This window comes from Vibrio sp. R-1, from assembly GCF_035615595.1.
GTDB classification, from domain to species: Bacteria; Pseudomonadota; Gammaproteobacteria; order Enterobacterales; family Vibrionaceae; genus Vibrio; species Vibrio cholerae.
The window spans coordinates 1-25,932 of record NZ_WPDC01000049.1 but is presented as its reverse complement, the minus strand read 5'-3'; the positions used below and the strand labels follow the sequence as shown (position 1 = coordinate 25,932).

General features: G+C 47.9%; 27 protein-coding genes. 12 read left to right on the top strand and 15 right to left on the bottom strand.

What is annotated here, in order from left to right:
* Positions 1 to 93: 93 nt before the first annotated feature.
* Together nagK and GOU96_RS11475 are read right to left on the bottom strand one after the other, a co-directional pair.
* Positions 94 to 1,002 (bottom strand): N-acetylglucosamine kinase, encoded by a 909-nt coding sequence (nagK, locus tag GOU96_RS11480; RefSeq protein ID WP_267781149.1) that lies wholly within the window; start codon positions 1,000 to 1,002, stop codon positions 94 to 96.
* Between the two features lie 163 nt (positions 1,003 to 1,165).
* A complete protein-coding gene (locus tag GOU96_RS11475; protein WP_248430468.1) occupies positions 1,166 to 1,903 on the bottom strand; it encodes a tRNA-uridine aminocarboxypropyltransferase in 738 nt (245 codons plus the stop codon).
* A 99-nt stretch (positions 1,904 to 2,002) separates the two neighbouring features.
* On the opposite strand from GOU96_RS11475, the gene GOU96_RS11470 reads away from it, so the two are divergent.
* A complete protein-coding gene (locus tag GOU96_RS11470; protein WP_000003099.1) occupies positions 2,003 to 2,794 on the top strand; it encodes a sterol desaturase family protein in 792 nt (263 codons plus the stop codon).
* Between the two features lies 1 nt (position 2,795).
* Here the strand turns inward: GOU96_RS11470 and GOU96_RS11465 are convergent, their stop codons facing one another.
* Positions 2,796 to 4,817: a methyl-accepting chemotaxis protein gene (locus tag GOU96_RS11465; RefSeq protein ID WP_175248102.1), complete on the bottom strand. Its 2,022-nt coding sequence runs from the start codon at positions 4,815 to 4,817 to the stop codon at positions 2,796 to 2,798.
* A gap of 88 nt (positions 4,818 to 4,905) precedes the next feature.
* Between GOU96_RS11465 and GOU96_RS11460 the strand changes: the two genes are divergently transcribed.
* Entirely contained in the window at positions 4,906 to 5,406 is a 501-nt protein-coding gene (locus GOU96_RS11460) for a C40 family peptidase (RefSeq protein ID WP_175248101.1), read from the top strand.
* A 9-nt stretch (positions 5,407 to 5,415) separates the two neighbouring features.
* Here the strand turns inward: GOU96_RS11460 and GOU96_RS11455 are convergent, their stop codons facing one another.
* Positions 5,416 to 5,757, bottom strand: coding sequence for a DUF3802 family protein (locus tag GOU96_RS11455; protein WP_000259895.1), 342 nt, complete (start codon positions 5,755 to 5,757; stop codon positions 5,416 to 5,418).
* Positions 5,758 to 6,279: 522 nt separating this feature from the next.
* Between GOU96_RS11455 and GOU96_RS11450 the strand changes: the two genes are divergently transcribed.
* The 4 genes from GOU96_RS11450 (at position 6,280) to GOU96_RS11435 (ending at position 10,322) form a co-directional block, all read left to right on the top strand.
* The gene (locus GOU96_RS11450; RefSeq protein ID WP_175248100.1) at positions 6,280 to 7,146 is read left to right on the top strand and encodes a fructosamine kinase family protein; all 867 of its coding nucleotides are present in this window, start codon (positions 6,280 to 6,282) and stop codon (positions 7,144 to 7,146) included.
* 157 nt (positions 7,147 to 7,303) lie between these two features.
* Positions 7,304 to 7,507, top strand: coding sequence for a CPXCG motif-containing cysteine-rich protein (locus tag GOU96_RS11445; protein ID WP_001243592.1), 204 nt, complete (start codon positions 7,304 to 7,306; stop codon positions 7,505 to 7,507).
* Positions 7,508 to 7,761: 254 nt separating this feature from the next.
* On the top strand, positions 7,762 to 9,135 hold the full coding sequence (gene vcmA / locus GOU96_RS11440) for a sodium-coupled multidrug efflux MATE transporter VcmA (protein WP_000555127.1): 1,374 nt from the start codon (positions 7,762 to 7,764) through the stop codon (positions 9,133 to 9,135).
* Positions 9,136 to 9,338: 203 nt separating this feature from the next.
* Positions 9,339 to 10,322, top strand: coding sequence for a DUF3080 domain-containing protein (locus GOU96_RS11435; RefSeq protein ID WP_175248099.1), 984 nt, complete (start codon positions 9,339 to 9,341; stop codon positions 10,320 to 10,322).
* 6 nt (positions 10,323 to 10,328) lie between these two features.
* On the opposite strand, the gene GOU96_RS11430 is transcribed toward GOU96_RS11435, so the two are convergent.
* The 7 genes from GOU96_RS11430 to GOU96_RS11400 all read right to left on the bottom strand — a co-directional run bounded on the left by GOU96_RS11430 (position 10,329) and on the right by GOU96_RS11400 (position 16,357).
* Positions 10,329 to 11,177 carry a DNA ligase gene (locus tag GOU96_RS11430; protein WP_114730298.1) on the bottom strand — a complete coding sequence of 283 codons (849 nt, stop codon included), beginning with the start codon at positions 11,175 to 11,177 and terminating at the stop codon, positions 10,329 to 10,331.
* 303 nt (positions 11,178 to 11,480) lie between these two features.
* A complete protein-coding gene (locus GOU96_RS11425) occupies positions 11,481 to 12,659 on the bottom strand; it encodes a tetratricopeptide repeat protein (protein WP_134987103.1) in 1,179 nt (392 codons plus the stop codon).
* Positions 12,656 to 13,276, bottom strand: coding sequence for an energy transducer TonB (locus GOU96_RS11420; protein WP_000533089.1), 621 nt, complete (start codon positions 13,274 to 13,276; stop codon positions 12,656 to 12,658). Before GOU96_RS11420 ends, GOU96_RS11425 begins: the two co-directional genes overlap by 4 nt.
* Positions 13,276 to 13,680, bottom strand: a complete 405-nt coding sequence (locus tag GOU96_RS11415) for an ExbD/TolR family protein (protein ID WP_001236425.1) — start codon at positions 13,678 to 13,680, stop codon at positions 13,276 to 13,278. Before GOU96_RS11415 ends, GOU96_RS11420 begins: the two co-directional genes overlap by 1 nt.
* Positions 13,677 to 14,216, bottom strand: coding sequence for a MotA/TolQ/ExbB proton channel family protein (locus GOU96_RS11410; protein WP_001083290.1), 540 nt, complete (start codon positions 14,214 to 14,216; stop codon positions 13,677 to 13,679). Before GOU96_RS11410 ends, GOU96_RS11415 begins: the two co-directional genes overlap by 4 nt.
* A gap of 9 nt (positions 14,217 to 14,225) precedes the next feature.
* Positions 14,226 to 15,599, bottom strand: coding sequence for a MotA/TolQ/ExbB proton channel family protein (locus GOU96_RS11405; RefSeq protein ID WP_175248098.1), 1,374 nt, complete (start codon positions 15,597 to 15,599; stop codon positions 14,226 to 14,228).
* A complete protein-coding gene (locus GOU96_RS11400) occupies positions 15,599 to 16,357 on the bottom strand; it encodes a DUF3450 domain-containing protein (RefSeq protein WP_258503275.1) in 759 nt (252 codons plus the stop codon). The genes GOU96_RS11405 and GOU96_RS11400 overlap by 1 nt, the downstream gene beginning before the upstream one ends.
* 318 nt (positions 16,358 to 16,675) lie before the next feature.
* Between GOU96_RS11400 and GOU96_RS11395 the strand changes: the two genes are divergently transcribed.
* From GOU96_RS11395 to GOU96_RS11370, 6 genes are all read left to right on the top strand, one after another.
* A complete protein-coding gene (locus tag GOU96_RS11395) occupies positions 16,676 to 17,980 on the top strand; it encodes an extracellular solute-binding protein (protein WP_001045558.1) in 1,305 nt (434 codons plus the stop codon).
* Positions 17,981 to 18,055: 75 nt separating this feature from the next.
* Positions 18,056 to 18,937, top strand: a complete 882-nt coding sequence (locus GOU96_RS11390; RefSeq protein ID WP_001189750.1) for an ABC transporter permease subunit — start codon at positions 18,056 to 18,058, stop codon at positions 18,935 to 18,937.
* A 9-nt stretch (positions 18,938 to 18,946) separates the two neighbouring features.
* A complete protein-coding gene (gene ugpE, locus GOU96_RS11385; protein ID WP_000841540.1) occupies positions 18,947 to 19,789 on the top strand; it encodes a sn-glycerol-3-phosphate ABC transporter permease UgpE in 843 nt (280 codons plus the stop codon).
* On the top strand, positions 19,779 to 20,951 hold the full coding sequence (locus GOU96_RS11380; RefSeq protein WP_258503277.1) for a sn-glycerol-3-phosphate import ATP-binding protein UgpC: 1,173 nt from the start codon (positions 19,779 to 19,781) through the stop codon (positions 20,949 to 20,951). The genes ugpE and GOU96_RS11380 overlap by 11 nt, the downstream gene beginning before the upstream one ends.
* 20 nt (positions 20,952 to 20,971) lie before the next feature.
* A complete protein-coding gene (locus tag GOU96_RS11375; protein WP_000055357.1) occupies positions 20,972 to 21,733 on the top strand; it encodes a DeoR/GlpR family DNA-binding transcription regulator in 762 nt (253 codons plus the stop codon).
* Positions 21,734 to 21,763: 30 nt separating this feature from the next.
* On the top strand, positions 21,764 to 22,474 hold the full coding sequence (locus tag GOU96_RS11370) for a glycerophosphoryl diester phosphodiesterase (RefSeq protein ID WP_001139223.1): 711 nt from the start codon (positions 21,764 to 21,766) through the stop codon (positions 22,472 to 22,474).
* 75 nt (positions 22,475 to 22,549) lie between these two features.
* On the opposite strand, the gene GOU96_RS11365 is transcribed toward GOU96_RS11370, so the two are convergent.
* The 4 genes from GOU96_RS11365 to GOU96_RS11350 all read right to left on the bottom strand — a co-directional run.
* Positions 22,550 to 23,020, bottom strand: coding sequence for a YhcH/YjgK/YiaL family protein (locus GOU96_RS11365; RefSeq protein ID WP_175248095.1), 471 nt, complete (start codon positions 23,018 to 23,020; stop codon positions 22,550 to 22,552).
* 10 nt (positions 23,021 to 23,030) lie between these two features.
* Positions 23,031 to 23,393 carry a RidA family protein gene (locus GOU96_RS11360; protein ID WP_000152369.1) on the bottom strand — a complete coding sequence of 121 codons (363 nt, stop codon included), beginning with the start codon at positions 23,391 to 23,393 and terminating at the stop codon, positions 23,031 to 23,033.
* Positions 23,394 to 23,527: 134 nt separating this feature from the next.
* Positions 23,528 to 24,535 (bottom strand): LacI family DNA-binding transcriptional regulator, encoded by a 1,008-nt coding sequence (locus GOU96_RS11355; RefSeq protein ID WP_053034485.1) that lies wholly within the window; start codon positions 24,533 to 24,535, stop codon positions 23,528 to 23,530.
* Between the two features lie 62 nt (positions 24,536 to 24,597).
* The coding region (locus GOU96_RS11350; protein WP_324701965.1) for a 6-phospho-beta-glucosidase at positions 24,598 to 25,932 on the bottom strand (1,335 nt) is incomplete at its 5' end.

Here is a 25,932-nt window from a genome sequence, read left to right as displayed (position 1 = left end):
TGAATGAACGCAGCCAACACCGCTGCAACTTCAAGTAGGAAGGGGAAAAGGGCTTGCAGTGCAAGCCCTTAATTTATTCTGTTGATCTTCAACCTATTTAATGTTGAGGAAAGCCGCTCCGCGCACGCCGCCGGAGTCGCCATGTTTGGCTTTAACGATTTTTGGGCATTTCGCAACAGAGAGCAGATGCTTAGGCACACGCTTTGGCATCTCTTCATAAATCAGATCGTAGTTTGACAAACCACCACCTAACACAACGACATGCGGATCGTTCGCGGTAAAAATGTTACCGAAACAGATCGCCAACAGCTCCATAAAGCGCTCAACGTGCTCAACTGCTTTGGCTTCACCCTCTTTCTGTGCGTTGATGATCTCAATCGCCTTTTTCTTTTCGCCGTAGTAGTGCTCATACAACAGCTCAAAACCACGGCCAGAGAGATAGTTGTCCATACAACCTTTATTGCCGCAGCCACAGCCCAGTAACGGAGCTTTTTCACCAAGATGGAACCAAGCATCAATCGGTAGGCGCATGTGGCCAATTTCACCCGCTACGTGGTTACGACCTGAGAACACTTTACCTTCGTAGACCAGTCCGCCACCAAAACCGGTACCTAGAATCAAGCCCATCACGGAAGCCGCTTCTTTTAGCTCATCATCCCAAGCTTCAGAGAGCGTAAAACAGTTCGCATCATTTTCCACTTTCACTGCGCGGCCGAGCTTGGTTTCCAAATCGGCACGCAGCGGTTTGCCTTTGGCTGCAGGCACGTTAACGGTCAATACGCAGCCATTATCGGCATCTTCCATACCCGGAATACCCAGACCAACCGTGCCTTCGACGCCAAATTGCGCATCGTATTTATGGACTAACCCGGCAATAGTCTCCACCAATTTGGCATAGTCATCCGTTGGTGTCGCGACGCGTTCCGTGGCAACGCGTTCTAACTGTTCATTGAACGCACCAAATTCAATTTTGGTTCCGCCCACATCAAAGCCGTAATACATGGCCTTCTCTCCTCAATTTCCTATCCCAGCCTTGGGGAAAAAATAAAAACACAAAAGTGAGGCGTATTATCCACAAGCTACCCTCAACAGTCCGTGACAAAGCACTTATTTATCTGGCCAATGGCACTGATTGCACAATAAGCGACCAAGGTCACACGCAAGTTTAGAGGCAGTTCGCGTTTTGTTGATGTGCTATCCATCGTTGCAATGCGGGTTTAGTAATACTCGGCTTATTGCGCGATTTGCAGGTCAAGTAAGTTTCTTTAAATGCCTCGAACCACAGCGATAAAGTCATTGCGGCGTGTCGATCACCGAACATGTCCAACACCAAGCTAGCCACTTCTGCCGTTGCCAAGTGCTGTTCGTTTTCCGATTTACGCATGATGTATTGCGATAAGCGTTCCGGCTCCACCGATACCAAAGGCAATGATGCAAGATACGGAGATTTGCGAAAGATGCGTTTCGCTTCACGCCAACTGCCATCAATCAATACCAATAATGTTTTTTTGCCTGCAAACTCAGTGGGGATTGGGCTTAACACACGAGTTTTGTCCTCTTCCGTTTCCGCGGGAAAAATCAGCACCGGATAATAGGCAGGGTTACTGAGTAACGCGAGCATCTCTGGGTTTGGCTCCGTACGACTCCATTGATATACATGGGTCTCTTTCACAGTGTCTGCTATTAAGCGCCCAGTGTTGCTTGGTTTAAATACTTCGTTTTCAGAGACGATCAGCAGTACCGCCACTTGGCTTTCAATATCAGGCTGATGAGCACACAAGCAGTGCGTCAATTCAACCAGACAGTACAAGCAGCGTTTAATCTTGCCACCCCGCGCCAAAAATGGCTTGGTTGAACGTTCTAGGCGATATTGATATAAGTGATGGAAAGCGTGAATTCTCATGTCTCGGACTACTGGCGGAAAAATGGCTGCGATTTTACTGACCACAGGGCTTTTGCGCCAGTAAAGATTCTCGACGTGGCCCAAATCAAGGAGAACCCAATGAGTGAACAAATTGAGCTGATCCGCTTAGCGATTTTTTTCTCTGTATTAGTGATTTGTGCCTTGTGGGAATCGAATCGTCCACGCAAAACCTTGTCACAAAGTAAGCGGGTTCGCTGGCTGAATAACCTCGGATTGGTTGGCTTTAATAGCCTTTTGATCACCGCGCTGATGCCAATTTTAGCCTTCAGTGCCGCACAATGGGCACAAAGCCAACAGTTTGGCTTGCTGTATTGGTTGGAAATCCCACCTTTCATCGCGATCTTCGTTGCGGTGGTATTACTGGATGCGGTGATTTATTGGCAGCACCTGTTGTTTCACCGTATTCCTTTGTTGTGGCGGCTACACCGCATGCACCATGCGGATCAAGATATTGATGTCACCACTGGCAGTCGCTTTCATCCGCTCGAAATAATGATTTCTGCGTGGATAAAAATCGGTGCAGTGACGTTATTAGGGGCATCACCGCTGGCCGTCGTGGTGTTTGAAATTTTACTCAATGCCAGCGCGATGTTTAATCACAGCAATGCTAAGCTGCCCTATAAAATCGACCAGTGGCTGCGTTTACTGGTCGTAACACCGGACATGCACCGAGTCCACCACTCCGTTTTAGTTCACGAGACCCACTCCAACTTCGGCTTTTTTCTTTCGATATGGGACAAGATGTTTCATACCTATATTGCGCAGCCAGAAATGGGCCATGAGCGAATGAAAATTGGCTTGCCACTGTTTCGTCAAGCACGAGAACAGTGGCTGGATAAAATGCTGACTCAACCGTTTCGCGAACGTTAAATCAGTTCAACTCATACTTATGCAACATCGCTTGTTGATGGCCGGCAATCTCTGCGACTTGTTCAGCGCTTTCCAACATGGCATCCAACTGACGTTTGGTTTCTTGCCCTTGTTCGGAAATTTGCGCTACCGCTTTGTTTACATCCGCCGTGGCTCGTTTTTGTTCTTCGGTCGCTTGAGTGATCTGCTCGACTCGAGTGCGAATATGTGCCACTGCACGCTCAATCTGCATAAAGGTACTTTTTACTTCTTCACTCGATTGTAGGGCGGTGACCATCTCTTTACGCGATTCATCCACCGCTTGGCGTGATTTACTGGCCGCAGTCACCAACTCATTCATCATGTCACGAATATTGGTGGTCTGTTTACTGGTATCACTGGCCAATTTTCGAACTTCGTCAGCCACTACGGCAAAACCGCGTCCTTGCTCTCCGGCTCGTGCGGCTTCAATCGCCGCATTCAGAGCTAACAAATTGGTGCTATCGGCAATGCCACTGATCATATCCACCATCTCACGAATACTGGTTACGCGCTGATTGAGTTCAGACATCGCCGCATCATTAACCGCTAAGGTGGTTTCTAATGCTTGTAAACGCTGTTGATTCTGCCCTATCACTTTCACACCTTGCGCGGAATGTTCCGCCGCTTCCACAGAATCCGTGTACGAATCGTGACTCACTCCGGCGATTTCGCGAATTGATGCGTCCAGTTGATTAATGGTTGCAGCCATGGTCAACAAGGCTTGATTTTGCGCCGCTAAGCTTTGGTTTGATTGCTCTGCGGAACCATGACTCAGCTCAGCCGTTTGGTAGAGCGTTTCGCAGTTGCGCGTGACTAATGCGAGTGACTCATGCGTTGATACGATCACTTGATTGAGTTGCGCTGCGACATTTTGAAAATCTTGCGGCCCGACTAAATCTAATCTGTGGTTAAGCTTATGTTGTGTTAACTGCGCGAGATGACGAGTGATATTGTTCAGCGCTCGCCCTATCCAACGGCGCAAGCCAAACCACACCGCCAAAATCGCCAGCACCAAGAGAGTGCCGCTGATTTGCTGTGTTAGGGTGACAGCAGAAATGGTTGATGTTACCTCTTGCTTACCCTGCACAATGTGTTGTTGAGCCAATGTTGACCACTGATTGAGCTGCGTGACAAGTTGCTGCGCAACCTCAGCAGCGCTTGCAAAATCCTTATTTTGTTGTTGCGCGTCTTCCAGTTTATTAATGATCTGCTCTATCACGGCTTGCGCTTGAAAGCCGGCTAACACCATTTCATAGGGGGCTGTTAAGCTCGCGTAATCTTTAATTTCTGGGTACCACTCTTTGAAGTCATCAAACGCCAGTTCCAATCCCGCTACCCGATTTTTTAACTCTTGGCGGTATTTTTGCGCTGCTGACATCTCTTCTTCGATAAACAGCAATAAAAAAGCACTTTCCATTGCGCTAGCACTGGCGGTAAATCGGTTCGCTGCATCCATGGCTTCTGGGTTATCCACCGCTAAAAACGAGGCGATACGGCCCATTTCAGGTCCGATTGAACTCAAGCCATAACGAAATTGTTTCGCTTGCTCACTGATTTGCGCTGTTTTACTCAATTGCAGTTGTTGAAGTTTGAGAATCGATTGGGCTAACTGTTGAAAATGAAGGATCTCTCGCTGTAACTGCTCGGCTTGTTGAACCGCTTCAGCGCTAGAGAGCAATTGTACGTTCTGCTGCAATCTTGTTACTTCATCTCCCGCTTGAGCATCCAGCTTTTGCCATTCATTGAGCACTTGATTGAGCTCTTGCTCAGATTGGCTACGAGTGCCATAACCTAGGTACTTCACTTGTTCGAGAAAATTTTGCGTTAACGCTGCATTATTGAGCGCAAAGGGCAAAGCTTGTTCAGACAGTTGATTAAACTGAGCGCCAACCCGCTCTATGCCACGTAAACTGGTGACAGATAAGCTAATCATCAGTATGGTTATGCATAGAAACACCGCACCGAGTGTTTGGGTTAAGGATAAATTTTTTGTCAAAGCCATGTAAATGCGTCTTAGGTTTGAGAGTCGACGCCATGGTAGGTAGTGGCTGTTTCAGTTTTATTTCATTTTTTTGTCAATAAGGTGACTCATGTTGACGGTCAAGCAAACGTTTTCTCTGCTTATTCTAGGATTCCTTGTCGGGTGTACAGCCACTCCGCCTTCCGAGCCTGATACTTCTGTATCCGAACCGAATTCGAGTAACCTAGCATTGGCGAACTTTTCGAGCGTATTCACAGAGTGGCGCGGCGTGCCCTATCGTTTAGGCGGGAATAGCAAAAACGGCATTGATTGTTCAGCTTTTGTACAAATTGCTTACCGCGACGCATGGCAACGAGATTTACCGCGCACCACACAGTCTCAAGCGCAAACGGGTCAGAAAATCGCGTATGAACATGCTCAATATGGGGATCTGGTATTTTTTAAGACATCTCGCACCAATATTCACGTCGGTGTCTATTTAGGGGATAAGCAGTTTATGCACGCTTCAACGTCGAAAGGCGTGATTATTTCGAGAATGGATAACCCTTACTGGGCTTCAAAATTTTGGCATTTTAGGCGGATTGAGAATCCGCCTTTGTTGTCAAACTAATGAATGGGGTTAGTCGTATTTCGCAACGGCTGAGTCAAACAAGTTTTTCACTAGGGCGATGTATTCATCCAAAAAGGCGATCTGCTCATTAGTCGCGGGGCGATACCAAACCCCCGCTAACACTTCGCCTAAGTCTTCGACCACCGAATCGGCTTCTTTCAGTAATTGGAAGCGAACACTAGAATGAAGCTCAGGGTTTTGTTCAAAAATAGACATGATGTTGCTTGCCACCATATCTGTGATGACATCTTCAACACTTTCAGTTCCCGTATCCCCTTCCTGAGTGAAGACATCCATATTGAATGACAGATGCTCAATCAGGGCCAGATATCCATCGGTTTCTACAACCACATTCTTTCTCCGCTTTACTGCTGCTGTTCGCCAGTTAGTTTGTATCTTGTTTAATACTAAGACATGAATGGCTATTTTCACAGATGGCAAATGCTAGTTGCTGCACTTTCCACCAAGAGTTCGATTATTTCGCTTAGTACGGCTTAATTATGAGCTAAAACTGACTGACTGAGATGAGTTTTATCCCATTATTCGAAAAATTGTTTGCAGTGCCATCTCATGACGCACACTGCGCACGATATTATGGGAGTGAACATAATGATTTTATGAGTTAAATCACACTTAGGTGTTTCTACTTCTGCAATTTTTACTCAAGTTAGATTTATGTGCACTCATAAACTTTCATATTGGAACGCTTGGCATAAACTATACCCAAACGACTTGGAGTTACAGGTAGGCGGCAAGTGAGTTCATCTCCATGAGCATAGATAAACACTGTGATTGGGATGAACGAACCTAGCCAACACCACTGTAGATTCAAGTTATAGCCAGTATGCAGATCAATAACCGAGAGCTTGAATTATGTGGCCAGCAATTATTCAACAATTGTCCGAGCAGTTGGGCAAAGATTTTCACCTCGTTGAAAAAGAAAAAGTGCATGGGGGTGACATTAATGAATGCTTTATGGTTAGTGATGGAATAGATCGTTATTTTGTGAAAACAAACCAACGCGAGTATCTGACCAAATTTACCGCCGAGGTGGAAAACTTGCGTGTGATGCGCGAGTCCAACACCGTTCAAGTACCCGAGTACATTCTGCACGGCACCAGCAAAACGCATGCTTATCTGGTGCTTAACTATTTAGCGACCAAGCCATTAGATGACGCTGAACGAAGTTACGAGTTTGGGGTGCAACTGGCCAACCTGCATCGCTGGGGAGAGCAAAAAGAGTTTGGCTTCGATATCGATAATTACATTGGAGCGACAGTTCAACCTAACCCTTGGCACAAAAAGTGGGCATTATTTTTTGCAGAACAGCGTATCGGTTGGCAACTACAGCTAATGCAAGAAAAAGGGGTCAACCTCACCAACATCAATGAGTTTGTTGAGATGGTCAAAACTCGTCTGACCAACCACTCTCCGCGCCCTTCTCTACTGCATGGTGATCTCTGGTTTGGCAATGTCGCCAACACCGTTAATGGCCCCTTGTGCTTTGACCCTGCTTGTTATTGGGGAGATCGCGAGTGTGATATTGCTCTCGCTGAATGGTTTGGTGGTTTTCAACCTGAGTTCTTCCAAGGCTATGAAAGCGTGTGGCCACTCGATTGGGGTTATGAAGAACGAAAAGATATCTACAACCTTTATCATGTACTAAACCACTATAACCAGTTTGGTGGGCATTATTTGGATGAAGCACAGAAATTGATTGAGAAGATATTGTCTTACTGAATGCTTTAACTGTTAATCATTGATTTTACTTGGATCATAGCTGGCAAACTTAATTGTTGATTTTATGTTGACCTTCAAACTTTAGACTTAATTTTACGCTTTAAGAAACTTCCCTGCTTAGTATTACTGTATCTCAAAGGACGTAAGGAAGAGAGATATGAGAAACTTCACGGAAAAGTCAGTTACCTGTCCGCATTGCGGTCACGGGATCCGTTTGACTTTAGATGCTTCGAACGGAAGTCAGGAGTTTTATGATGATTGCCCAGCCTGCTGTCACGCAATCCATCTCAACATGACAGTTGATGAGCTGCACGACACCATTGAGTTGTATGTTGATGCAGACGATGAACAAATTTTCTAATCATTCGATTTTGTATAGAGCGCCCATCGCGGCGCTCTTTTTACAAGCTTGTATACCCAAACTACTTAAAACCAAAAGCCCCCACTCTAGTCCTCATCGTATTATCATCAATCCCCCGACAATCTGTGATTTAAATCAGTTTTTCGTGGAGCTTAATGCGACATTTCATTATCATGCCATCCATTGCCATAAGTTGAGTATCCCGCGACTCACTGTTTAGGCTCCTCTTTGCTTGTCCCTCTTTGGAGAACTCTGTGCATCGTTACAAAAAAGAAGCATCAAATTTAATTAAACTCGCGACACCCGTACTGATTGCCTCAGTCGCGCAAACGGGTATGGGCTTTGTCGATACCATCATGGCGGGTGGTGTCAGTGCGATAGACATGGCCGCGGTATCGATCGCAGCCAGTATTTGGCTACCTTCCATTTTGTTTGGCGTGGGTTTGCTGATGGCTTTAGTGCCGGTCGTTGCCCAGCTCAATGGCGCAGGTCGCCAACACAAGATTCCGTTCGAAGTTCATCAGGGGTTGATCCTCGCGTTATTGGTTTCGATCCCGATCATTGCGGTACTCTTTCAAACTCAATTCATCATTCGGTTTATGGATGTAGAAGAGGCAATGGCGACCAAAACCGTCGGTTATATGCACGCCGTCATTTTTGCGGTCCCCGCTTACTTACTGTTTCAGGCACTGCGCAGTTTTACCGATGGTATGTCACTGACCAAACCTGCGATGGTGATTGGTTTTATTGGGTTATTGCTCAATATTCCTCTCAACTGGATTTTCGTTTACGGGAAATTTGGCGCACCAGAGCTAGGCGGTGTGGGTTGTGGCGTTGCAACCGCGATTGTGTATTGGATCATGTTGCTGCTGCTACTGTTTTACATCGTGACCTCTAAGCGTCTGGCACATGTAAAAGTGTTTGAGACTTTCCATAAACCACAGCCAAAAGAGTTGATCCGTCTATTTCGCTTAGGTTTTCCTGTTGCAGCCGCCCTCTTTTTTGAAGTGACTCTTTTTGCTGTGGTCGCACTTTTAGTGGCACCGTTAGGGTCAACTGTCGTGGCGGCGCACCAAGTGGCGCTCAATTTCTCTTCTTTGGTGTTTATGTTCCCAATGAGTATTGGTGCCGCGGTCTCCATTCGTGTTGGCCATAAGTTAGGTGAGCAAGACACGAAAGGCGCTGCAATTGCAGCCAATGTGGGTTTAATGACTGGCCTTGCTACCGCTTGTATTACCGCGTTGCTCACCGTGTTGTTTCGTGAACAGATCGCGCTGCTGTATACCGAAAACCAAGTGGTGGTAGCGTTAGCGATGCAGCTCTTACTGTTTGCGGCAATCTATCAATGTATGGATGCGGTACAAGTTGTCGCCGCAGGATCACTGCGTGGCTATAAAGATATGACAGCGATTTTCCACCGTACATTTATCTCCTACTGGGTACTTGGCTTACCCACCGGTTATATCCTAGGAATGACCAACTGGCTGACGGAGCAACCCTTAGGTGCCAAAGGTTTCTGGCTCGGATTTATCATCGGACTCTCGGCGGCCGCACTGATGCTAGGACAGCGTTTGTACTGGCTGCAAAAACAGAGTGATGACGTGCAGTTACACCTTGCAGCAAAATAATCGATAGAAAATCCCCTCAAGGCCAGCCAATCTATGCTGGCCTTTTTATTGATGGAGAAGAACCATAAACGCAGTATTACGTATATTTAAAGGACTTGGCGTTATAAGTAGACGGTCTGTGAGTGATAAATTATCCCCTACCTACTTCAAGCTGCAGCTTCGATTAAGAAGGGAAAAGTAAAAGGACCGATTGAGAGGGAATTATGCGTTTAAGCGTTGTACTGGCTGCACTTTTGCTGCTTACTGGATGCGAACCACGTCTAGCCATCGACGCGGATTTTGAACGCTACTTATCGCGTATCGCTAATGTTCAGCAGCGTGATGCCTTATCACCACCGGCGATGGTCGCTCAATCGCTTCCCGAAAAACGTGAGTTGTTGATAGCTATAGACCCCGTAACCATTAGCTTGCTCGACAGTTACGAACTGCGTCAATGCGGCTTATTTGACCTGATTGCCGAGCGTAATTCGATTTTAGGTAAAGTGCAGGACGAATTTCGCGAGTGGGATTACCAGGTCGCTTTATTAAATGGCATTCAAGGCTGCTTAACCTCACCGCAACTTAGCCAATCCTTGAAAGCACAGTTGCTCGATATACAAAACATCAAACAGCAGGAGCTGGCTTCACGTTGGCATAATTTGCTTTACACCAGTGATACCATGCGCACTCAACTCAGTGGTTCGCAGTGGTACGATGAACAATGGAGCCACAGTGAGCTGCTGTTAGCACTAGAGCAACTCAACACGATTCAACACCAACTCCTTTCAGAGCGACCCATAGCCTCCAAACCATTAGTCACTCAGCAAGAAGTGCTAGAGAAACAGCGCTTATTAGGTCACTTTAAATTTTCGTTGGATCGTGCGAGCGTCTGGTTAAAGGTTGTGACGCAGCAGTTAGAGAACAATGATGATGCGATTGTCTGTGGGCCTCATCGTGATAAGACCAAACTCAACTACTTACGCAATGTATTCCAAAGCCAATACGTTGAAAAAATACAACCTTATCTCGCTTCACTGGATCGAACCTACTACCAGTTATCAGCACAACTTGGTCTGTTTGAGCAACCTCACTCACCGTTTCCGATTCAAGCCAGCCATCAAACTTTCCGTCTTGCGACTGAGCAGCATGCCCAATATTGGCAGCGGCTGTTTGCGCGTTGTCGTATCACGGTTGGGCAAGCTCAGTAGCTTGCCTCAATAGTTTTCTCTGACCCGAACAAAACGGGCAAACCTTGGTTTGCCTTCCGTTGTAAGTCCGTTGTAACGGTAGGTGATAACACTACCAATCTTGGGCGGCTCGGCGCGCTCGACATCACTAAATCCACTGCCAATATAAAATTCCAGCCCGTCCTCGGTCCGCACCAGCATAGAGCCCATTTTACCTTTGTATTTTCCCATGCCGAGCCGATAACCAATCACGGTTGCTTCTGCATCCTGATGCCTTTTCAGCTTCAACAAATCATTACTTCGCCCTGCCTGATAGCGAGCGCTGATTTTGCGCAGCATTACCCCTTCCCCCGATTTCTCACTGATGTTATCAAGGTAGGAAAGCAGTTCCGCCTCAGATTTTATCGGGGTGTGTTCGACATATCGGATATGCTTGAGATCAAGGCTGTTCACCAAATGGATGAGGTTGTAATAGCGCTTACTGTAATCGCCCGCCGCATCAGGCATATCGAACAACATTAAGCTGATTTTGCGCCATGCGGACTCAGCCGGTTGGCTATCTAAAACCGTTTGCTGTACCAGTGAGAAATTACCGCGCCCTGCCCACAATTCACCTTCGAGTGAATAAGAGGGTAACGACTCGGTAAACCAAGCGGGGGCAGTGATAGGATTGCCGTTACGTGTGACCAGTTGTTTTCCCGTCCAAATCGCGCGGATACCGTCAAGCTTCTCACTTTTCCAGTAATCGAAAATATCAATGCCGTGTTGGTAGTTGTTGGCGTAAGTAATTGGAATAAAAGCCAGCGGCCCATCATTGGCCAGCGTTTGCTGGGCCAGCATGATCGCGGCAGCGGTGAGCGTCAGTCGTATCAGCATGGTCACGTCCCTAATGAGAATGCGCAAACATTGTCATTAGGGACGCTGATGTGTGGAAGAGCGAAGCATTCACGATGCGAAACAGTTCATTAAATCTCGTTATTGAGCAAACAGAGAATTACATAGCAAAGCTGACTGTATCACCTGTTTATTGCCTCTATACCCAAACGACTTTGAGTTGCAGGTAGGCAGCAAGTAAATCCCCATGAGCATAGGCAAAACTATGTGATTGGGGTGAACGAACGTAGCCAACATCGCTGCAACTTCAAGTAGGAAGGGGATATCTCGAACTCTAGAACATCGCTACGAATCTTGGGTGGATTGAGTTTGACGCTGCTGCGACAAATATTTGATCCACTGTTTGGCGCTTTCTGATGATTGGAGGCTGTCTGCTCGTTTAGCTTGCACCAATGCGGCCTCAAATTGATTGAGCTTATACAAAGCACGCGTTTTCGCTAAAGCGACTTGCGCTTGTTTATCACGCTCTTTGACCTGATCCAGTTCAGCAAGTGCTTGTTGATAATGGCCCTCTTGCAGCAATAACTGTGCGACATGCCAGTGATATTTGGCATCTTTTGTCACCGCTAAACGCCACGTAGCGATCGCTTTATCCCACTCTTTCGCACGTTGCCAGTAGATGGCTCGCTCAGTAATAAGCTGTTGATTGCTCTGTGCCTCATCTAGGCTTTCCATCACTTGTGCAGCACGCTCTGGAATGCCATTTTGCGCATAGAGCTGAGCAAGCAAACGCAAATCTTGTTGGTTAAGTGCCACTTTTTGCATCTTCGCCAATGCCAGTGTGCTGAGCGCCTCTTTCTTCTGGCCAACTCGCAGCTCTAGGCTGACTAACTGACGCCACCACTCGGTTTTCTGTGGCTCCAACACCAATAAGCGTTTTAGGGTGAGAATTCCCGGCTTCCACTGTTCCAAATTAAGCTGTGCGCCTAATTGTAGTGAAAGTGGCAATACCGCATCCTTGGTTTGGAACTGAGCATACTGTTGCATCCCATTCAGTACCGCCTTCCACTCTTGCATTTGGAAGTGCAACTGACTAATGCGCAGCCAGAGTTCATCCCCTTTTTGATCGGCGGGAATGGCTTGCGCTAGCGTGTAGTAATGTTTGAGTGCTGAACGATACTCTTGTTGGCTTATCAAAAGATCCGCCAACATTTTGCGTGTTGTCCACGCTTGATCATCTTGTAACTCGTTGCTCTCTACCGCCAACTTCAAGGATGCTATCGCCGCAGGGATTTGCTCATTCTGCCAATAAAACACCCCAAGCATACGCGCCACATAAGCGCGATCATAACTGCGGCTGAGTTCTGCTTGTTTTAGGATCTGAATCGCTTCTTTCACCTTATTCTCTTGTGCTAGCTGATTCGCTTTCACCACTTTACTGGCCGTGTACGGTGTCAGCTCCGCGGCGTAAGTCGTCACGGATAGGCAAGACAGCAAGAGATAACTTAAGATTCGTCGTTTCATTTGTTCAGTTTAAACTCCAGTCGAACCGTTTGTCCGGGTTGGCTTACGGGTTGACCATCCACTATCTTAGGCTGGTATTTCCAGTTACGCAGAGCCAGCATCGCCTCACGCTCAAAATAGCGTTTCGGGTTAGCATCCACCACTTCGATATCGCGCGTTTTTCCCAACTCATCGATGGTAAAACGCAAGATAACGTAACCTTCCACTCCCCGTTGCAGAGCTTTCGCTGGATAGTTGGGCTCAACCCTGTGTAGCGGCATCACCTGCTGGTTAACCGCGAAATCACCAAACTGAGGCGCGTTAACAGCAACTCCTTCCATAGCGGTACTGAGGTTTAAGTCCATCACGGGATTGAGGTCTGAAACATCGAGTGCCGCCGTTTGTTCAGCTTTTGCAGGCGCTTGTGTCGGCACCTGCGGGACTTGTGGCTGTTCTGGTACGCTACGTTGTCTGCGTTGTACATCTTGCTCCTGCTCAGCCATGACCATGGTAAAGCTGAGCGCAGCGGTCGGTTTAGGAATGCTCTTTCCGCCGTTATCCACCATCCAAGCCATCAAGCTAAACAGCGCCAGTGTCACTAACAACGCAATCGGGCTGGCTAAGATCAAGCGTCCCATTAGGGTTTCTCCGCCGCTAATGCAATGCTTTTTACTCCAGCGCCTTTCGCCGCATCCATCACTTTGACCACGGTGCCGTTAAAGGCATGCTCATCAGCTTGAATCACTAAGGAAGCATCCGGTTGGTCTAACAACAGATGCTCTAAAGTCGCTTGCACTCGCTCCACGTCTACCTGACGTTTATCAATGTAGATGTCGTTGGCCGCGGTAATGGCCACAAAAATCCCAGCCTGTTTTTGGCTTACGGCATGCGCCGCTGTCGGGCGATTGACTTCCACACCCGATTCGCGCACAAACGAGCTGGTCACAATGAAGAAAATTAACATGATAAAGACGATGTCGAGCATCGAAGTCAGATCGATCTGCGCTTCTTCTTGCTTTGACGTTCTGCGCCCTAGCCTCATGATTGGCTCCTTAACGCTTGTTCTAATTTCATTTCAAGTCCACGACAGGTTTTGCTCAAACGTGCGTGGACGAAGAGTCCCGCTAATGCGGCCACCATGCCCGCCATGGTGGGTAAGGTGGCGAGTGAAATGCCCGAAGCCATCAACTTTGGATCACTACTGCCTTGTGTGGCCATCACATCAAACACGGAAATCATTCCGGTGACGGTACCAAGTAAGCCAAGCATAGGACAAATGGCTACCAGAACCTTAATTAAGTTGAGATTCTGATTGAGCGCATTGTGTGCTTCGCCCAGCCATTGTTCACGAATGGAGCGAGCAAACCAGCTGTGTTGATCCGCACGTTGCAACCAGAGGTCAACCCAATGTTGGCGCTGTTTAGGAAAGGTCACGCTCAAAAACAACAGACGCTCAATCACTAACAGCCAACAGAGCAAAACAACCACTGCTAACCACCAGAGCACAGCGCCGCCTTGAGCCATAAACTCATCCAGCGGTTGCCAGTAATCCAGTAGGAAAGAGAATGCTGAATTCATCACTCGCCCTTATGCTGCTTGTTCAACACGAGATTGAGTAACCGCGGCACCACAATCACGTTCTGCTTGCTGTGCCACAAGACCAATCCCTTGTTTCTCGAGGATGTTGCGGATCGCTTCCGCTTGCGCGCTCAAAATATTATGCGCCAGTAGCAGTGGGATCGCCGCAATCAAGCCTTCCACGGTAGTGACTAGGGCCATCGAGATCCCCCCCGCCATTACTTTCGGGTCACCATTACCAAACTGGGTGATCACTTGGAAGGTTTCAATCATCCCGGTCACGGTGCCGAGTAATCCAAGCATAGGAGCCAGCGCGGCCAGCAATTTCAGCATCGACAGACCCGTCTCAAGATGATTTTGCTCATCCACAACGGCTTCCAGCAAACGCAGCTCGAGCGCTTCGACACTGCGTTGCTGCTCTTTATTGTAAACCGCCAAAATGCGTCCGAGTGGGTTATCCCCCGGCTGCTCTGGGTTTTTGAGTTGCGCTTTGATCTTTTGACGCAGAGTGGCCAATATCGCGCCACGGTACAAAGCAATAATTAATCCCACACCCAGTAACACGAGGATCACGTTACCAATCACACCACCCGCTTGTAGGCGTTGGCTAAGTGTTGGGGTGAGCGCCAGTTGTTCGAGCAACACACCGCGTGATGGGTCGACTTTCATAGTGACAACGTCACCATCAACTAAAGTACGAATATGACTGAAGGTTGGGAAATCGGATGGTAACTGTTGATAGCTCAATGCTTGCTGACGTGCATTATCCCACTTCACATAACCTTGCTCGGAAATTAATCCAAGCGAACCTAAACGTAAGGCGGGTACGGTCTGCGTTTCACCCTGCCCGTTTAGCCACTGAATTTCGGTAGTTTGGACTTGTCCACTCGCACGGATCTCTTCACTCATAGCTTGCCATAAACCACGCAGTTGAGCCATTGACGGTAAGGTTTTGGCGGCCACCACGTCATCAATGCTCTGCTGATGAGCACGAGGCTCAACGCCAGTCACTGATTGATCCAGTTCACTTTGCAGCTCTTTCGCGTTTTGGCGTACTACGCCAAACATCTCGCCTAAGCTGCCCGTTTCCAGTCGCAACGTTTCTTCAAGGCGCGCGAGCGTATTTTCGTTATCACTGAACTGGCTAGATAGCTGATCCGCCTCTTTCTGTAGACGGTTACGCTCAGCCAGTAACTCGGCTTTCGCGGCTTGTAATTCTTGCGCCGTTTGTACAAAACCCGCTTCACGCTGCTGGTTGTGTTGTTGCTGTTGCGCTTTTTCCTGCGTCGCTTGTTGGACGAGACTATTTGATGCGTTAGCAACACTTGCAAAGGCGAATGGCAGACTTAATGCCAGTGCTAAGGTGGTCTTTTTAAGTGTCATTATTTAGCCTCCGCAGCGGTCAACGAAACAGGCAAGTTCAACAGTGTCGGTGCAATCTGCTGCTGAGCCAATTGGTAAGCGGCAGTGAGATCGCTTTTGTTGGCATCCGTGATTGCTTGCCATGCGTTCTGCTTGGAATTCCAAGTCCAGAACTGCTCGCCATCCAAACTGCGTGCTAATAGCGACAGACGACCTAAATAGAGCACATCCGCTTCCACTTCTTGTGCAGAAGGGAGAGTGATTTGGGCTTGATAGGTGCCAAGCTTATTGCCGTAGTCGAGTTCAATCTGATATGCCTCGAGAATACGACGGTACTTTTCAGCATCACTGACATCTGCCCGAGGCATCAGTTGTTTGAGTTTCTCAATGCGTTCTTGACGTGCCGCAAGACGAATCGGTTTATCTTGCGCAACCCACTCCTCCAGTCCTTCAATCATGTCATACATCAAAGGAACTATGCCTTGGCGCGTGCGTTTGATCTCTTCGGTTTGCTGTTCAAGACTGGCCATCTCTTGCTGTTGATTGGCCACCAAAGATTGTAAGTGATTACGGTACACCTGAAGATTTTTGACTTCTTCGTTCAACTGTTCAATTTCCGCACGCAGTAACAAACTCTGCTCGGCACTGCGGTCAATTTTTTGCTGGCTCTGTGCAGAAGCTTGGTTAGTACTGTTTTGAATCGCTTGCGCTTGTTCGAGCGAAGCGGCCTGCGCAGGCAAAAGTGCCGAAACGCAAAGAAGTGAGAGACATCTTTTCATGGGTTGTGATTAGCCGTTTAAGGAATGGTTGGGATTCTATTGAGAAACGCTCTCATTATCAACCAAGTTCAACCATTGTTTTCCATTCATACCGTTTTAATTCGCGCTTCGTAACCGTCTTAAGTCTATTCTGGCGGCCAAATCGCGCACGCCATCGTCTTATTCGCGGTGAAATGCTCCCGTGTATCTGTCATACCTTTTCCATAAATCTTTCATATTTTTGCCATTTTTCAGCCACGGCACTGTAACTTTTGCTCGCCACTATACCTTCTAACGAAACACAAACAGTCTCGTTCGAAACTTACAAGGAATGAATCAATGAATAAGGTATGGTTAACCGGTTTGCTTACAGCAACCGCTTCTGGCGTTTTTTCAGCCTCAACATTAGCGGCAACCGAAATTACTTGGTGGCATGCCATGGGTGGTCAACTGGGTGAGACGGTCAATCAGTTGGCAACTGACTTTAATGCCTCACAAAGCGACTATAAGCTCACTCCCGTTTATAAAGGTTCGTACACAGAAACATTGACCGCAGGTATTGCGGCGTTTCGTGCTGGCCAAGCACCCAATATTTTGCAAGTGTTTGATGCTGGTGCCGCCACCATTATGAGCAGCAAAGGCGTTGCCAAACCCGTGCAAGATCTGATGATCGAGTCAGGCTATCCGTTCACCGCGCAAGATTACATTGCTGGGGTACGTAACTTTTATGCCGATAACACGGGAAAAATGGTCGGCATGCCATTCAACAGCTCAACGCCTGTGCTGTACTACAACAAAGACATGTTGGCTTCCGTTAACGCGCAAGCGCCACAAACTTATGAGCAGCTAGAACAAGTTGCTGCTAAGTTAGCCGAAAAAGGTCAAGCGGGATTTGCCCAATCCTTAACGCCGTGGATCATGTTTGAGAACTTCAAATCTCGCCACAACCTACCGCTTTCTGATAAGCAAAATGGCTATCAAGATCTCTCGACGAAAATCATGTTTAACTCTGACGATATGCTGATGCATGTGAAAAAACTCAAAGAGTGGTCAGATAAAGGTTACTACAAGTATTACGGCAGTGATTGGGATGCCAACCAAACGCCATTCGAGCGCGGCGAAGTGGCAATGTGGATGGGCTCTTCTGGCTCATTCGGTGGTCTACGTAACCGCGTGAAATTCAATCTCGGTACGACCTACCTGCCTTACTGGGAATCGGTCACCAAAAACCCAACCCATACCTTTATTGGTGGCGCCGCGCTGTTTGCACTGCAGGGTCACACTCCAGCGCAGGATAAAGGTGTCGCAGCTTTCTTCGCTTACCTGACCAAGCCCGAAACGCAAATGAATTGGCATAAAACCACAGGTTATGTGCCCGTCACCAATGCAGCCTACGACCTGACCAAACAATCGGGCTACTACCAAGAAAACCCGGATGCAGAAGTGGGTGTAAAGCAGCTTAGCTTGCCTGATGGTGAATGGACCAAAGGCTATCGCCTCGGTTACTACCCACAAGTGCGCGAAGTCATGCATCGCGAGTTCGATAACATTTTCTCTGGCCGCTCAACTGTCGAGAGCAGCTTGAATAAAGTCGAAGATGAAAGCGCTAAGTTACTGAATCGCTTTGCTCGTACCGTGCAATAACCCCAAACGCCGCCAGCATTATCCTGAGATTTTGCTGGCGGCTTGTTATTTTTACTGTCTAATTTGAGTTTTCCTGTGCAACGTCGACAACATTTCGCTCACACTCCGCTGCCCTATTTGCTGCTTGCGCCGCAAATCGTGATCATCGCGGTGTTCTTTATTTATCCTGCCGCACAAGCGATTTATCTCTCTTTTATGTTGGAAGATCCTTGGGGGCTCTCCTCGACTTTTGTTTGGTTTGAAAACTATCAGGTACTGTTTAGCTCAACCGACTATCTTGACTCACTGGGCTTTACTCTGCTGTTTTCGGTGATTGTCTCTTTTCTTTCGCTGGCGCTCGCGCTGTTACTCGCGGTAAAAGCCGACAACATCATTCATGGCCAAGGTTCGTATCGTGTCACGCTAACGTGGGTGTATGCCGTCGCGCCAGCCGTCGCGGGCATCATTGGCGGTTTTCTGTTTAATCCGCATATTGGTGTCCTGTCCGACTTTTTCCAATACATCGGCTGGCAATTTAGCTTTCAGACCGACCCTGTGGATGCCACGATTGCGCTGATTTTGGTCTCAGTCTGGAAACAGGTTTCGGTCAACTTCCTCTATTTTCTGGCGGGTTTGCAGTCAATTTCCTACGCGGTACGCGAAGCGGCGCTGCTCGATTGCCAAAGCGACAGCAAACGCTTTTGGAGCATCACCTTTCCGCTGCTCGCCCCGACGGGATTTTTCCTGTTGGTGATCAACCTCACTTACGCTTTTTTCGACACTTTCGGCGTGATTGACACCATGACCAATGGCGGCCCCGGCGGCAGTACCACCTCACTGGTGTACAAGGTGTATCGCGACGGTTTTGTTGGTGCAGACCTTGGCGGCAGCTCAGCGCAATCGGTGGTGTTACTCGTGTTGGTGCTGGCGCTGACTTGGTTGCAGTTCCGTTTTGTTGAAAAACGTGTTCATTACTAAGGAGTTACGATGAAAAGTAATCGACTCTCCGATCATTTGATCCTTATCGCTGGCGCACTGTTTATGCTAGTGCCGCTGTGGCTGATTTTCGCAAGCTCAACCCATCAGCCAAACACCATTGTCTCGGAAGGTTTGCAATGGACTCTTGGCGATAATCTCAGCGCAGTTTATCAAGAAGCATGGAATAAAAGCCTCGGTTTTGCCGGTAATGTCACCGCGCAAACCATGATCGTTAACTCGATGATCATGGGCTTGGGTTTTGCGATTGGCAAAATCGTAATTTCGATGATGGCCGCTTACGCTTTGGTCTACTTTCGTTTGCCTTATGCCAGCGCGTGGTTTTGGCTGATTTTCATTACCCTACTGCTGCCGCTTGAAGTGCGGATCATTCCCTCTTATGAAGTGGTGTCCAATTTAGGCATGCTCAATAGCTACACCGGCTTAGTGCTGCCACTGATTGCCTCCGCTACCGCGACGTTTTTCTTCCGTCAGTTTTTTAAAACCATACCGGATGAACTGTTGGAAGCAGCTCAGCTTGATAACGCAGGACCGGTGCGCTTTTTTATCGATATTTTATTTCCCCTCTCGAAAACCATGATGGCCGCGATTTTCATCATCATGTTTGTGGTGGGTTGGAACCAATACCTGTGGCCGATCATGATGACCACGGATGAGCAATACAACACCATAGTGATGGGCATAAAACAGATTCTCAATAACATCAATGAAACCAGCTTGCCGCGTTATGACTACGCGTTTGCCATGGTGATCCTCGCCATGCTGCCACCAGTTTTGGTGGTGGTGATTTTCCAACGTTGGTTTGTAAAAGGATTAGTCGAAAGTGAAAAATAATCAGAACTCCAATATTCATCTGCTACGCAGCGCCAAACACGCGGAGCCTGTTATGTTAGACATCAAACAGCTAGTCAAAACTTACGATAACGGCCATCAAGCGGTGAAAGGCGTGGATCTGTCGATTCATCAAGGGGAATTTATCGTTTTAGTCGGCCCATCGGGCTGCGGAAAATCCTCCATTCTGCGCTCCATCGCAGGCTTAGAGAGCATTACTTCCGGCGAAATTCATCTGGCGGGACGCCGTGTCGATAACGAAAAGCCGGCCAATCGCGACATCGCTATGGTGTTCCAAAACTATGCGCTCTATCCGCATATGAGTGTCTACGATAACCTCGCCTACGGCCTTAAAAATCGTGGTGTGGATAAACAAACCATCGCAGCAAAAATTGCTAAGGTCGCGAAAACCCTAAAAATTGAAGAGTACTTAGACCGAAAACCGGCCAAGCTTTCCGGCGGACAACGCCAGCGCGTGGCGATGGGACGAGCGATTGTGCGCGATCCGCAACTTTTTTTATTTGATGAGCCGCTCTCGAACTTGGATGCGGCACTGCGTGCGCACATGCGCTTAGAAATCAAAAAACTACAGCGTGAACTTGGCGTAACCAGTGTTTACGTAACCCATGATCAGGTGGAGGCGATGACGCTTGCGGACCGAATTGTCGTGGTTAAACAGGGCGAAATTGAGCAAGTCGGCACACCCGCCGAAGTTTACCATCAGCCAGCCAGTACCTTTGTCGCGAGCTTTATCGGCAGCCCTGCCATGAATTTCCTCCCAGCGTCTATCAAACAAGGACAGCTACAGATTGCGGGTAAATCCTGCTCGTTACCTCAGCTTGCATCGGCCGACCATCACACCATCACTTTAGGTATTCGCCCCGAACACGCCTCACTGCAACCGCTAACCAATGCCATTGAGTTAAAACTGGATATTCAAGTGGTAGAGCCGCTAGGCCCGAATCAGCTCGTGCATGGCAAGATTTTAGGCCTAGAGAGCGAGCAGGATTTCATCGCGGTGACCGCAGAAATTCCGCTCGATGTGCATCAAGCATTGCCGATTTGGGTTGCCTTTGATCAGCTGCATCTTTTTGATCAACAAGGAAAAAGGCTTATTACTCAGCCGCATGCTTGTTCTTTAAACAGTAAAATCGCTACACGTTAATAGCGACAATAAGGAAAGTTGTGAGCCTATTATCATCCCGCCAAAAACAGATCTTGGAATATTTACAACAAACCCACGGGGTGCTTTCGAGCGCCCTACTCTCTGAACGCTTTGAGGTGTCGGTACAAACCATTCGCAAAGACATGAACGATTTGAGCGACAAAGGTATGGTACGCCGCGTACATGGCGGGATTTCGCTACCTAGTCCGAATGACAATTTATCGTTCAGTAATCGCGATCTGATCAATCTCTCCGCAAAACAGCGAATCGCGCAGAGGGTGGCGCAAGAATTACCGGAAGGATGCAGTATTTTTCTGGGTATCGGGACAACCCCGAAACAAGTGGCGCAAGCGCTGCTCGATCATCCCGGCTTGACTGTGGTAACCAACAACCTCAATGCCGCACTGACCTTAAGCCGTAACCCCAACATCAATTTGCACCTCGCGGGTGGATTGGTTCGCCATTCCGATGAAGATACCGTCGGCGAAGCGACAACCCGCTTTTATCGTAGCTTTAATATTAAGGTTGGAATTTTTGGTGTGGGCGGGCTCAATTCTCGCGGTCAATTGCTTGATTTTACGCCAGAAGAAGCCAATTTAACCCGCGCCATCATAGAACATAGCGAACAGTGTTGGTTAGTTGCAGACAAAAGCAAATTAGAGCGTTATGCTCCCGTGGTCAGTGGTGAACTGTCTGAAATGCATCGCCTCTTCGTCGATAAAAGTACGCCTGCTTTTCAACAGTTGTCCCTTTTGCACCACGTCGAACTTATTGAATCGTGATTTGAGTGTGATTCTCACTAAGGAAGCATGATGCCTTCAATCATCGTCGGCCACCGTGGGGTGGCTGGAACGTATCCAGAAAATACCCGTGTCAGTGTACAAGCCGCTATCAACCTTGGTTTATCTTGGGTGGAAGTGGATGTGCAGCCGACCAAAGACAATGTATTGGTTGTGTGTCACGACCATACAATTGACCGTTGCAGTAATGGCAAAGGTCGCATTGATGAGTACACACTCGCCGAACTCAAGCAACTTGATTTCGGTGCTTGGTTTGATCCTCGTTTTACGGGCGAATCCATCATGACGCTGGAAGAGCTGCTGGGGCTCGCCGCCGAGCATGATTTAGGACTCAATATTGAAGTCAAAGTCGATAAGCATGATGTGGCCAGTGTTGTACAACAGTTGAAAGCACAACTTGACCAGAGCCCTCTGGTTGCCGACAAAATCTTACTGTCGAGCTTTAGCCACGACATTATTTTACAACTGCACCAGCATTGTCCGGGTTATAAATTGGGGATTTTGAGTGAGCGTTTGACTCAGCGGGATCGTCAAGTGCTTAAACAGGTGAATGCGTTTAGCTGTAACCTCAACTACCGCTGGATCACAGAAAAACACATCCGCGATTTGAAAAATGGTGGCTATCAGATTTGGTGTTACACCCTCAATCAAGTGGATAAATTCCGCTATTTAGACAAAGTCGATGCCATTTTCTCCGACTTCCCAGAGCGCTTTATCAACTAGTTTCTGCTTTCGGACTTCAGCAAAACGCCCATACAAATGGGCGTTTTTCATGGTTTCACTTCAGCGACTCAGTTTTTACTCAAAGAAAGCTTTATCAACCTTGATCACCACTTTACGTACAGGCTCACCCTCACCTTCTACCGCAATCAAAGGGCGATGAGGTTGACCGGGATAGAACACAATGAAATCTCCCGCCGCCAAATCGACAAAGCGCTCTTCGACCAGTTGTGCACTGAACGCCACATCACGTGTTGCCAGCAAATCTTCGTCCAAGCCATTGAACGGCGCGAGACTGTAACCAAAGCGCTCACGCCCTTGCAGTAAAATCTGCACATCCAAATAACGAGCATGGCACTCGCTACGACGCAGAGCGAGCGGTTGGGTATGATCTTCCATCACCAGAAAAAACGCCGACTCTCCCTGCAACTCGTGTTTACCCGTCGGTAGCGGTGTCGCTATACGCTCTAATACTTCATCAATCAGCCGTTGCAACTGAGGTGACAGTGCAGCGCAAAACTGGCGCTGCGTGACATGACCAATAAACATCGGCGTTTCCTTATTGATACTGCTCGCCCGCAGCCACTACAAAAGCCATTTCCACTTTATAATCTGGGTCAGCCAGCTCCGCTTTCACGCACGCTCGGCTTGGAGCGCAGCCTTCTGGGAACCAAGCATCCCAAATTTGGTTAAGCACTGGGAGGTCGGCAAAATCCGTAACATAAATCGTCACCGATAAAATACGTGAACGATCGCTGCCAATCTTCGCCAATTGGCGCTCTGCTTGCGCGAGAACCTGCTCAACTTGGCCTTGCATATCGGCCGACGTGTCGCTATCGGCGACTTCAACAAAATGGGCAATGCCATTAAACACGGTGATGTCAGACCAACGAGTGCCTGGATTAATACGATGTATTGTCATGGTGTTCTCTTTTACGTTATTCGCTAAGAAGCATGCTGCTTCTTCACTTATTCATATCGGGGAGCAGGATAGCCAAGATGAAGCGTAAAATCGCGCTCTGTCCCCGCAATTTTACTGACACGTTGCTGTTTTACTCATAGTTTGAGCGCTATGGTGGATTCACGGGCGATCAAACTCCCTTGATAGAGCCTGTGCTGTGCATCTTGTGGTTTTTTATTAGCAATCTCGACAGCCAAACTGATTGCTTGCTGAGTTAACTCGCCGATCGGCAGACTCACGCTCGATAAACTCGGGATAGCAAAAGCCGCCGCGGGTTCATTATCAATCCCGATTATGGAAACTTGCTTGGGTACATGAATGCCATGTTCATGCATGGCGCGCATTGCACCGAGCGCCATATCATCGTTACAGGCAAAAACCGCCGTCATGGAAATGCCTTGTTGCAGCAGTTGTTGCATTGCCTGATAACCACCAAGCAGCGTGTTATCCCCTTCAATGACCAAGGACGAGTTCAACTCAACCCCTTGCTCATGTAACGCTTGTTGATAGACCTGATAACGAACTTTTCCCGTCTCGCTCACCAGTGGTGAAGTAATACAGGCGATATGACGATGCCCTAAATTCAATAAATGCTGCATCGCTAACTGAGCAATGTGCGTTTGATCGAGACCAAAGCTGTGTAATTGCGGATGATGTAAACGGCGATTGAGGATCACTAAGGGCGATGGATATTGCTGCTGTAATTCAAGTAATTGCGCTTCACTCAAGTGGCGACTGTACAGCAAGATCGCATCACAACGCTGCGCCGCTAATGTGGCGACCGCTTCTTTTTCGCCTTGCTCACTGTTTTTGCTGTTCACGACCAGCAGTTTTTTCCCAGCTTTCTGCGCGCCTTGTTCGGCTTCGAACAAAATCGAACCAAAATAGCTGCTCTCAAAATGCGGCAGCACCAAGCCAATTGAGTTTGTGGTATTGGTAGCGAGCGCCTGCGCCAAACTGTTGGGCTGATAACCGAGCTGCTGCATGGCGGCAAGTACCGCTTCACGAGTTTGTGCTTTGACTTGACCTGTCTCATTCAGCACTCGTGATACCGTGGCTTTGGAGACACCCGCCAATTTACACACGTCGTTTATGGTTGCCATCAACAATCCTTCAAACTGAGTCCGCAAAAATTAAGCGGCGACCCAAAGGCCGCCGACACGATTTAAAGCTTTTCACCGTTACTGGCGATCACTTGTTGATACCAGTAGAAGCTCTTTTTCTTAGCGCGCGCCATGGTGCCACTGCCATCATCGTGTTTATCCACATAGATAAAGCCGTAGCGTTTTTTGTACTCACCAGTGGTGAACGATACACAGTCGATACAACCCCAAGGGGTGTAACCCATCACTTCAACACCGTCATAGTCGATCGCTTGTTTGACTGCCGCGATATGCTCAGAGAGGTAGCGAATTCGGTAATCATCGTTGATTGAACCATCCGCTTCGACGGTGTCTAGCGCGCCGAGGCCATTTTCTACCACAAAAATCGGTTTTTGGTAACGCTCATACAACTCAGAAAGCGCATAACGTAAACCTTGTGGATCAATCTGCCATCCCCAATCGGACGCAGGAAGATACGGGTTTAAGCGGCTGGTTTCAAACAAAGAGGTGGTTTCGCCCTCTTGTTCTGGCGCTGCAGAGACAATGTTGGTCATGTAGTAACTGATAGCGAGATAATCGGCGCAGCCTTGGCGCAGGATCTGCTCATCACCAGCTTGCATCTCGATCTCGATGCCTTTGCGTTGCCACTCTTTGCGCAGATAACTGGGGTAATAGCCACGAACCTGTACGTCACTGAACAGATATTTCTCACGCATCAACTCTTGCGCCAACAACACATCTTCCGGACGTGAGGTGGCAGGATACAGCGGCATCATATGGATCATGCTGCCAATTTTAAAATCCGGATTAATCTCGTGCCCCAGTTTCACCACTAATGCGCTAGCAATAAATTGGTGATGTAGCACTTGGTACATGGCTTGTTCTGGGTGGTCTTGCTCAGCGTAAAGCATACCTGAGTTGCAATAACCAAAGATCGGCAGCTTCCAGTTGCGTTGGTTATTGATTTCATTAAAGGTGATCCAGTATTTCACCTTATGCTGGTAACGGGTCATCACCACTTGCGCAAATTTGGTGAAGTGATCAATCAAGTCGCGGTTGAGCCAACTGCCATACTGCTTTACTAGATGCAGTGGCATTTCAAAATGTGACAACGTAATGACAGGTTCAATATTGTGCTTTAACAGCTCATCAAACAGATCATCATAAAACTGTAATCCTGCCTCATTGGGCTCGGCTTCATCACCATTCGGGAAGATCCGTGTCCACGCAATAGACGTGCGGAAACACTTAAAGCCCATCTCAGCAAACAGCGCGATATCTTCTTTATAGTGATGATAAAAATCGACCGCTTGATGGTTTGGGTAAAATTCGCCTTCCATAACCCCATCGGTAATACGGCGTGGCACTTCGTGCGCACCACGAGTCAGCACATCAAC